Source organism: Kitasatospora sp. MY 5-36, from assembly GCF_001182915.1.
In the GTDB taxonomy this organism is placed as follows: domain Bacteria; phylum Actinomycetota; class Actinomycetes; order Streptomycetales; family Streptomycetaceae; genus Kitasatospora.
Map to the genome: position 1 here is coordinate 1 of NZ_LFVW01000460.1, position 9,465 is coordinate 9,465.

The 9,465-nt window shown below is 75.1% G+C and carries 7 protein-coding genes; 4 read left to right on the plus strand and 3 right to left on the minus strand.

Annotated features, from left to right (window positions below; genetic code table 11):
• Nucleotides 1-110: 110 nt before the first annotated feature.
• A complete protein-coding gene (locus AE652_RS43180) occupies nt 111-3,794 on the plus strand; it encodes a SpoIIE family protein phosphatase (RefSeq protein WP_053112264.1) in 3,684 nt (1,227 codons plus the stop codon).
• Nucleotides 3,795-3,877: 83 nt separating this feature from the next.
• Here AE652_RS43180 and AE652_RS26845 read toward each other — a convergent pair whose 3' ends face one another.
• Together AE652_RS26845 and AE652_RS26850 are read right to left on the minus strand one after the other, a co-directional pair.
• Nucleotides 3,878-4,636, minus strand: coding sequence for an SDR family oxidoreductase (locus AE652_RS26845; RefSeq protein ID WP_049655995.1), 759 nt, complete (start codon nt 4,634-4,636; stop codon nt 3,878-3,880).
• Between the two features lie 125 nt (nt 4,637-4,761).
• Nucleotides 4,762-5,739: a pseudouridine synthase gene (locus tag AE652_RS26850; protein ID WP_049655985.1), complete on the minus strand. Its 978-nt coding sequence runs from the start codon at nt 5,737-5,739 to the stop codon at nt 4,762-4,764.
• A 204-nt stretch (nt 5,740-5,943) separates the two neighbouring features.
• Here AE652_RS26850 and AE652_RS26855 point away from each other — a divergent pair, with 204 nt between their 5' ends.
• Nucleotides 5,944-7,035: a PP2C family protein-serine/threonine phosphatase gene (locus AE652_RS26855; protein ID WP_049655986.1), complete on the plus strand. Its 1,092-nt coding sequence runs from the start codon at nt 5,944-5,946 to the stop codon at nt 7,033-7,035.
• Between the two features lie 162 nt (nt 7,036-7,197).
• Complete coding sequence (locus AE652_RS26860; RefSeq protein ID WP_053112266.1) at nt 7,198-7,593, plus strand: DUF3224 domain-containing protein; 396 nt, start codon at nt 7,198-7,200, stop codon at nt 7,591-7,593.
• 38 nt (nt 7,594-7,631) lie between these two features.
• On the opposite strand, the gene AE652_RS26865 is transcribed toward AE652_RS26860, so the two are convergent.
• On the minus strand, nt 7,632-8,471 hold the full coding sequence (locus tag AE652_RS26865; protein WP_049655988.1) for a poly-gamma-glutamate hydrolase family protein: 840 nt from the start codon (nt 8,469-8,471) through the stop codon (nt 7,632-7,634).
• Between the two features lie 207 nt (nt 8,472-8,678).
• On the opposite strand from AE652_RS26865, the gene AE652_RS26870 reads away from it, so the two are divergent.
• Nucleotides 8,679-9,465 (plus strand): DUF5995 family protein (locus AE652_RS26870; RefSeq protein WP_049656000.1); only part of this gene is annotated, 787 nt, incomplete at its 3' end.

Consider the following 9,465-nt stretch of genomic DNA (forward strand, 5'->3'; position numbering starts at 1 on the left):
GGGGTGTGGGGTGTGGGGGCTGGGGCGGCTGCGGTGGGTGGGGGCGCGTGCGAAGATGGCAGGGCTGGTGGGAACGATCTCCGGACGGTTTCTGGGACGGTTCTCTGGCCATGGTGGACGAATACGCGCAGCGCGCGGGGCAGCCTCGGCAGGACGCCCTGCTGATGGTGCCGATCGCCACGGCGCTGATCGACGCCGACGGGCGGATCCTGCACTGGAGCGGTGACGCGGAGGCGTTGCTCGGGCACCCTGCGCAGGAGGCGGTGGGGGCGCGGGCGGCGACGCTGCTGACCTCCGAGGAGCACCGGCCGGAGGTGCTCCAGCTGTTCCGGCAGATCCTGGCGGGCCGGTCGTGGTCCGGGGTGTTCCCGGTGCGGCACCGGGACGGGCACCTGGTGAACCTGGAGTTCCGTACGTATCCGATCCGCGGCCCGGGCGGTGCCCCGATGGTGCTGGCGGTGGCCTCCGAGGTGACGACGCTGCGCCGGCTCCAGGCCGACCTGGCGCTCCTCGACGGGTTCTTCACGCAGTCCCCGGTCGGCATGGCGGTGTTCGACACCGGCCTGCGCTTCGTCCGGTTGAACGCGGCGCTGGCGGACGCGAACGGCCTGGGCGTCGAGGAGCCGCTGGGCCGTCGGCTCACCGAGGTGCTGCCGGGGATCAACGCCCCGGAGTCCGAGGCGGTGATGCGCCGGGTACTGGAGAGCGGCGAGCCGGTGGTGGACGACCTGGCGCACGGCCGTACCCCGGGCGACCCGAGCCACGACCACGCCTGGTCGGCCTCGTACTTCCGGTTGAGGGACCGCGGCGGCCGGGTGCTCGGGGTGTGCGCCACGGTCATCGACATCACCGAGCGCTTCCACGCCGACGCCCGGGCGGCCCGCGCCCAGGAGCGGCTGTCCCTGCTGGTCGACGCGACCGCCTCGATCGGCACCACGCTGGACCTGCGGCAGACCGCCCGGGAGCTGGTCGACGCGATGGTACCGAGGGTCGCCGACATCAGCGCGGTGTTCGGGCTGGAGGAGCTGGTGGCCGGCCGGAACGTGGAGCCGCCCGCGCCGGACGTCCCGCTGCTGGTGCGCCGCCTGGCGATCGCCTCCGCCGACGCCGTCTACCCGGCCGATTCGCTGCCGGTGGACGCGGTGTACGAGCTGCGGCCGGACTCCCCGTACGCCCGGGCGCTGGCCGGCGGGCGCACGGTGGTGGTGCCCTCCTGGGAGCTGCCGATGCTGAGCGAGCCCGTCCACGAGAGCCGCCGCCAGGCCTACCTGGGCGACCGTCCGCGCTCGGTGCGGATCACCCCGCTGGTGGCGCGCGGTACGACGCTCGGCATGGTGGTGTACTCGCGGCGCGGCGCGCGGGAGTCCTTCGCGGCGGCCGACATCACGCTCGGCGACGAACTGTCCTCGCGCGCGGCCGTCGCGATCGACAACGCCCGCCTGTACCTGCGCCAGCACCAGACCGTGCTGGCCCGGCAGCAGGCGCTGCGCGAGGCGAGGGCCGCGCAGGAGCGTCTGGCGCTGGTCAACGTGGCCTCCGCCCGGATCGGCACCACGCTCGATCTCGCCCAGACCGCGCAGGAGTTGGCCGAGGTGGCGGCACCGAGGCTGGCCGACACGGTGGTGGTGGAGGTGCTGGAGGAGCTGGTCCGCGGCGAGCGCGAGGCGACCGCCCCGGTGGACGGCTCGGCGCTGCTGCGGCGAATGGCCTTCCACTCGGTGCCCGGCTCGACGCTGGCGCCGATCGCCCGTACCGGCAACCTGCACCGCTTCGTGCCCGGTTCGCCGTACGCCTGGTGCCTGGCGCACCGCAAGCCCGTCCTGGTGCCCAGGATGGACGAGGAGGGCATGGCCTGGTTCGCGGACGACCCGGTGCGGCAGGCCGCCGTACGGGAGCAGAACGTGCTGTCGTTCATGGTGCTCCCGCTGATCGCGCGCGGCACCCCGGTCGGCGTGGCGGGCTTCTACCGCACCCGGGTCGAGCGCCCGTACGATGACGACGACGTGGCGCTGGCCGGGGAGTTGGCGGTGCGGGCGGCCGTCTCGATCGACAACGCGCTGCTGTTCACCCGCGAGCGCGACGCGGCCGCCGCCCGGCAGCGGGCGCTGGACGAGGCGTGGGCCGCCCAGCAGCGGCTGTCGCTGCTGAACGAGGCCAGCAACCGGATCGGCACCACGCTCGATCTGCACCGCACCGCCCGGGAGTTGGTGGAGGTGGTGATCCCGCGCTTCGCCGACTTCGTGACCGTGGACCTGCGCGAGGCGGTGCTCAGCGGCGAGGAGCCCGGGGCGGTCCCGGCGGAGGGCCCGGTGCTGATGCGGGCGGTGGCGGTCGGCGACACCGGCCCGGACGGCGGCATGCTCGGGGCGGCCGACCAGGTGGGCGAGACCTCGCAGTCGGCCGGGCTGTACGCGCAGAGCCTGCGCACCCGGCGCTCGATCCTGGTCTCCGAGGTGACCGAGGAGGAGCTGAGCCGGATCGTCGCCTCGCCCGACCGGGTGCAGCCGAGCCTGGACGCCGGGGTGCACTCGTACCTGATGGTGCCGCTGGTGGCGCGCGGACAGGTGCTGGGCGGCGCGGAGTTCGTCCGCTCCCGCAACCCGGTGCCGTTCGGGTCGGCGGACCGTTCGCTGGCCGAGGAGCTGGCCGCCCGCACCGCGCTGGCGATCGACAACGGGCGGCTCTACCGCCGCGAACGGGACACCGCGCTCACCCTCCAACGCAGCCTGCTGCCACAGGAGGTGCACCGCACGCTCGGGCTGGACCTCGCCTACCGCTACCTGCCGAGCAGCGTGGTCAGCGAGGTCGGCGGCGACTGGTTCGACGTGGTGCCGCTGTCCTCCGGGCGGGTCGCGCTGATCGTCGGCGACGTGATGGGCCACGGCATCCGGGCCGCCGCCACCATGGGCCAACTCCGCACGGCCGCAAGAACGTTGATCACCCTGGACCTGGATCCCGAGCGGGTGCTGTACCGGCTGGACGAGGCGACCGCGGGCATCGGCGAGGGCCAGTTCGCCACCTGCGTCTGCGTGGTTTACGACCCGGTGGACCGCCAGTGCACCGCGGCCAGCGCCGGGCACCTGCCGCCCGTGGTCGCCGACACCGAGGGGCGGGCGCACCTGGTCGAGCTGCCCACCGGCGCCCCACTGGGGGTGGGTGGAGTCGCCTTCGAGAGCGCCGAGTTCACCCTCCCCGAGGAGGGCATCCTGACCCTCTACACGGACGGGCTGGTCGAGCGCCGGGGCCAGGACCTCGACGAGGGACTGCAGTTGCTGTGCCGGACGGTCGCCGACCGGCGCGGCTCGCTGGAACAGACCTGCGACGCCGTCCTGAAGCGGCTCACCGAGACCACCGGCGAGGACGACATCGCCGTCATCATGGCGCAGGTCCGCCCGAAGGGCGCGGACCGGATCGCCACCCTGCGGCTCACCGGCGACCACGCCATGGTCGCCCACTCGCGCCGCTTCACCCGCGAGACACTGGCCTCCTGGGGGCTCGACGCGCTCATCGACTGGGCCGAGCTGCTCACCAGCGAACTGATCACCAACGCGCTGGTGCACGCCGGATCACCCACCCAACTGCGGCTGTACTGCAACCGGGTGCTCACCGTCGAGGTCGCCGACCAGGAGTCCGAGGTACCGCGGATCCGCCGCGCCCGCAGCGAGGACGAGGGCGGCCGGGGCATCCACCTGGTCAACGAGCTCGCGCACCGCTGGGGCAGCCGCCGGACCAAGGACGGCAAGGTGGTCTGGTTCGAGCTGGAGCTGCCTCCGGGGGCAACACCCTCCGCCTGAACGATCGGCGGCTGTCGCACCGCGCCTCTCGGCCGGTGCGCGGGCGGCGAGTTGGGGCTGGACACCGAGATCGGGGGGTGTCGTCAGCGGCCGGCCAGGTCCTCGGCGCGGTAGCGGCCGGAGGGCCTGCGGTCGCGGAGCAGGCCGAGCAGGGCCGGTGCCACCCGCTCGGGCAGCGGCGCGCCGGAGACGTCCTCGCCGGGGCCGGCCTCCTGGAGCATCCGGGTGTGCATGCTGCCCGGGTCCACCGACCAGACCCGCAACTCCGGTTCCTCCCGGGCGAGTACGTCACCGGCGAGGTCCAACGCGGCCTTGCTGGCACCGTAACCGCCCCAGCCGCGGTAGGGCACCACGGCGGCCTCGGAACTGACGTTGAGGACGGCGCCGGCGTGGGCACGCAGCTGGGGCAGCACGAGCTGGGTGAGGGCGATCGGGGCGAACGTGTTGACCTCGAAGGTCTCCAGCAGGCCCGGCAGCGGGAAGTCGGCCAGCCGGGGCAGCGGTTGCCCGCCGGGGCCGGGGGCGCCGTTGAGCGTTCCGGCGTTGTTGACCAGCAGGCTCGCGCCGCCGAGCTCCTCCGCGGCCCCGGCCAGGTGGGCGCGGTGGTCGTCGTCGACGACGGAGCCGGGCAGGGCGACGACCCTGGTGACGGCGGCCAGATCGGCTGCGGCGGCAGCGAGTTCGGCCGCTCCCCGGGCGGTGATCACCAGCTGCCAGCCGTCGGCGGCGAGGGCGCGCGCGAGGGCCAGGCCGAGGCCGCGGGAGGCTCCGGTGACCAGGGCGACGGGAGCGCTCCGCGGTACGGCTGCGCGCCGCGCCCCGCCGGTGCCTGCGCTCGTCATGCCCGCGCTCATGCCCGCGTTGTTGTCTGCGTTGGTGCCTGCGTTCATGCCGCACACCATCCCGCCGCCGGGCCGGTCGGCGGATCGGCCACCGGAACGGGAACCGGCTCGGACGTTGGCCCTAGCTAGATCGTTCGGAGGTCCTGGGGCCCGGGACCGGCGTCGTCGGCCCAGCCCTGCGGGTCGGTCCAGGCGGTCAGTGTGCGGCGGGTCTCGAAGCGGCGCTCCCGGCCGGTCAGCGGATCGGTGAACTCGATCGTCGAGGCGAGCAGTTGCAGCGGGCGGCGGAAGTCGTCGGCGGCGGGCTCGGGCAGCACGACCGGGTAGACCGGGTCGCCGAGGATCGGCAGCCCGAGGCCGCACATGTGCAGCCGCAGCTGGTGGGTGCGCCCGCTCAGCGGCCGCAGCCGGTAGCGGGCGAGGCCGTCGCGGCGCTCCAGCAGGTCGATCCGGCTCTCGCTGTTCGGCGGCGCGTCGATCTCCTGGGCGGCGATCACCCCGCGCTCCTTGACGATGTGGCTGCGCACGGTGCGCGGCAGGCTCAGCTCCGGGTCGTACCCGGCGACGGCCTGGTACTCCTTGCGCACCAGGCGGTCCCGGAACAGCGTCTGGTAGGCGCCGCGGTCCTCCGGGCGGACGACGAACATGGCCAGGCCCGCGGTGAGCCGGTCCAGGCGGTGCGCGGGGCTGAGCGCGGGCAGGTCGAGGGCGTGCCGCAGCCGGGACAGCGCCGTCTCGGTGACGTGCCGGCCGCGCGGGGTGGTGGCCAGGAAGTGCGGCTTGTCGACCACCACCAGGTGCTCGTCGCGGTGCACCACGACCAGCTCGAACGGGACGCGCACCTCCTCGGGGAGGTCCCGGTAGAACCACAGGTGGGCGCCGGGGCGAAACGGCTCCGCCGGGGCGATCGGGCCCTGCTCGCCGACGATCTCGCCGTCCCGCAGCGCGGCGTCGATCCGCTCGGCCGGGACGGCGGGCAGCCGGTCCACCAGGTGGTCCCGCACGGTCGGCCAGGGGCCTTCGAGCGGCAGCCGGAGGTGGACCGGGTCCACACCATGGCGCTGCGGGAGGGGGGAGGCCGGGCGGCGGCTCTTGCGTCTCATCTCCCGGCCCAGCCTAGTGCGCGCCGGCGCGCGCCCCTCGGCCGAGGTGCTGACCCGGGGCCGGGCAGGGAAAGTGGACCGGAGGCCCTCGTGACGCCGGGGGCCTCCGACCGTCCGCCGACCGGGCCGACCAGCCGCCCCACCGGCCGAACCGAGCAACCGACCGATCCGCCGGACCGACCGGCCGGCACCACTGGAGGAAGCGTGACCGCCGACGGCCCGGACGGGGTGCCGCCGCTGCACCTGCCGAGGCGGACCCGGCTGCTGCTCTACGGCTCGCTCCTGCTGCTGGTCGCCGCCGTGGTGGCCGCGCTGGCCATCGGGCCCGGGACCACCCTGGCGCCGCTGCTCGCGGTGGCCCCGGTGCTGGCCGGTGCGACCACCCGGCGGGCCCGGGTGCCGCTGCTGGTCGGCGCGGCCGCGGTGGTCGCCGTCGGCCTGCTGGAGTCGGCCAACGCGCAGCTGCCGCTCTCGGTCCGGATCAGCGTGCCGGTCACCGTCCTGGCCTCGACCCTGGCCAGCGCGGCCAGCGTCGTCCTGGTGGCGGCCCGCGAGCGGGAGCTGTTCCAGGTCCGGACGGTGGCCGAGGCGGCCCAGCGGGCCCTGCTGCGCCCGCCGCCGGAGCGGATCGGGCCGCTGCGCCTGGCGGTGCGGTACGTGGCGGCGGCCGCCGAGGCCCGGATCGGCGGGGACCTGTACGCCGTGGTGGAGACCCGCTTCGGGCTGCGCATCCTGCTCGGGGACGTCCAGGGGCACGGCCTCCCGGCGGTGGAGACGGCGGCGGACGTCCTCGGGGTGTTCCGGGAGGCCGCGCGGACCGAGCCGGACCCCGGGCGGCTCGCCGAACGGCTGGACGCGGCGCTGGCCGCCCGGCCGTCGGAGGAGGGGCGGTTCGCCACCGCGCTGCTGCTCGACGTGGCGCCGGACCGGGGGCCGGTGCGGCTGGTGAACTGCGGCCACCCGCCCCCGCTGCTGCGCCGCGCGGGCCGGGTGAGCGAGCTGGAGCCCCCGTTCCCGGCGCCGCCGCTGGGGCTGCTCGGGCTCACCGACGACAGCTACCCGGACCGGCGGTTCGACCCGGAGCCCGGCGACCTGCTGCTCCTGCACACCGACGGCGTGTCGGAGGCCCGGGACGCCGCGGGCCGGTTCTACCCGATCGCGGAGCGGCTGCCCGGACTGCACGGCGGCACCCCGGCGGACCTGCTGGACGCCGTGCTGACGGACGTCGGCGGCTGGGTCGGCGACGCCGGCCTGGCCGACGACGCGGCGGTGCTGGCGATCCGCTGGGAGCCGTGACCGGGCCGCGCCGACGGCTCGGGAGGGCGGTCCGGAAAGCGGTCCGGAGAACTGCCCGGAGAACTGCCCGGCCGCGATTGTCAGTGGTGTGTGCAAGGCTCGGTCCACGGTCGGCGGGGAGCCGGCCGCAGGGTGGTCGCGGATCGACGAGGGGACGGTGCCATGGGGAGCGGGAGCAGGGCGAGCGGGTCTTTCGAGGTCACGGCGTTCGAGCCGGTGGAGACGGAGGAGCGGGAGGGCGCGGCGTTCGGGCGGGTCCGGATCGCCAAGACCTTCACGGGCGGGCTGAGCGGGGCCAGCGAGGTGCGGATGCTCTCCGTCGCGGGCCCTTCCGGCAGCCCGGCTTCGTACGTCGCGGTGGAGCACGTGACGGGTGAACTGGACGGGCGCAAGGGCTCGTTCGTGCTCCAGCACTCGGCCTGGGACACCACCGGCACGACGATACGCGTGGTGCCGGGCACGGGCACGGGCGAGCTGGCCGGGATCACCGGCGAGTTCCACCTGACCGTCGACGGGTCCGGCACCCACACCTACGTCCTGGAGTACGGGCTGGGCTGACGCCGGCCGCGGCGCGCGCGGCCGGCGGCCCCGGTCGGTCAGAGGATGGGCTGGGTCGCCTCCAGCCGCTGGATTGCGGTCCGGACCGCGGTCGTGTAGGCCCAGAACAGCGGCAGGGTGTTGGCCGCCCGCTCGGTGCGGGTGTTCTTGCCCGGGGCGAACATCGCGGCCCGCAGCTCGGTGGTCATCTCCAGCTGGGCGCCCATGCCGAGCAGGCTGCGGTTGCAGATGTTCTCCGGGGAGATGCCCGCGATCTCCTCCTCGCCGGAGGCGGTCACGGCCCGGATGCCCGCGGCCGCGAACTCCTCCATCAGGTACTGGCGGAAGGTGGGGTTCAGGCCGCCGACCAGCACGGCCTGGGCGCCGGCCTCCAGTCCGGCCTGGGCGGCGGTGCAGCCGTGCAGCGACAGCACGTTGCGGCTGCCGGCGCACATCGCGCGGGCCACTCCGTCGTCGCAGTGGGTCGAGGTGACGTGCAGCTCGCTGTTGTTGGAGGAGCGCAGGCCCTCGAACATCCAGAAGTCGTGCGTCGGCCCGGCGGCCGGGGCCGGGGCGAGGTCGGCCGGGTGGTAGCCGGCGATGGCCAGGCACAGTTCGGAGGTGCCGCCCTCGATGCCGCCGCCGTGCGGGGCGATGACGGTGGTCCGGACGAACGGCGTACGGCCCTGCGGGCTCTGGTCGTCGACCAGGTGCCGGCGGTAGCGGCGGCCGTAGTCCACGCCCTCGACCACGGTCGGGTTGGCGTAGAGGGCCGTGTTGGAGGGGTACAGGTCGGCGGCGGCGCTCGCGGGGGTGCTGCCCACGGCGGCGCCGAGGGTGCTGAGGGCCGGGGCCGCGGCGAACGCGGCGATCAGGGTACGACGGTTAATCACGGTCACGGATCATGACAGGAGGTGGGGGATCGGAAAAGTACCAGCAAGGCTTTGGCCAAGTCGACGCCATGTCACGACGGGACCGGCCCGGTCGTGCGACACCGGCCTGACCGTGCGACACCGGCCCGACGGAGGCGTGCCGCATCCGCCCGGGCACGGGCAGCGCTGTCACGATGATGCGATCAGTGCACGATCGGCATCGGAGGGTGGCGCATGCCCGACACGGCGGTGGATCGTACGACGGCAGTGGTCGTGGAGGCGCGGACGGTCGAGCAGGTGGTCGGCCGGCTGCGGGAGATCGGGGCGGGGCTGCCCCCGGCCGACGGGGTGGGGGTGTTCAACCGGCTCTACCTCACCGTGACGGAGGCGGTCCGCGACCGGCTGGACGGCGGGCGCTTCGCCGACCCGTCGGCGGTGGCCGAGCTGGACGTGGTGTTCGCCGGGCGGTACCTGCGGGCCGTGGCCGCCGACGCGGCCGGGCAGGAGCCGCCCGCCTGCTGGCGGCCGCTGTTCGCGCTGCGCGCCCACCCGGGGGTGCACCCGCTGCAGTTCGCGCTGGCCGGGATGGCCGCCCACATCCAGCACGACCTGCCGCTGGCCGTCGTGGACACCTGCCGCCGCCGGGGCTGCCAGCCGTCCGACGTCGAGCCGGACTACCACCGGATCGACCGGGTGCTGGCCGAGGTGGAGACGGCCGTCCGGGAGCAGCTGATGCCCGGACCCGACCTGCTGGAGCGCGCCGAGCCGCTCACCCACCTGCTCGGCGCCTGGTCGGTCGGGGCCGCCCGCGAGGGCGCCTGGGGCACCGTCGAGACGCTCTGGGAGCTGCGGCACCTGCCGGGCGCCGCCCGGGCCCTCGCCACGGCGCTGGACGGTTCGGTCGGGCTGCTCGGCCGCGTCCTGCTGCTCCCGCTCGGGCCGGGCGGGAGGCAGGGCGGGAGGCACGGCGGTGGACCGGAGGACGGGCGCGACACCGGAGCGGCCGGTGGCCGGATCAGCG

What these genes read in the sequence shown, in the direction of transcription:
- AE652_RS26845 (WP_049655995.1), bottom strand. Translation starts at nt 4,636, where the DNA reads ATGACGAGCGCAGGCACCGGCGGGGCGCGGCGCGCAGCCGTACCGCGG.
- AE652_RS43180 (WP_053112264.1), top strand. Translation starts at nt 111, where the DNA reads ATGGTGGACGAATACGCGCAGCGCGCGGGGCAGCCTCGGCAGGACGCC.
- AE652_RS26860 (WP_053112266.1), top strand. Translation starts at nt 7,198, where the DNA reads ATGGGGAGCGGGAGCAGGGCGAGCGGGTCTTTCGAGGTCACGGCGTTC.
- AE652_RS26850 (WP_049655985.1), bottom strand. Translation starts at nt 5,739, where the DNA reads ATGAGACGCAAGAGCCGCCGCCCGGCCTCCCCCCTCCCGCAGCGCCAT.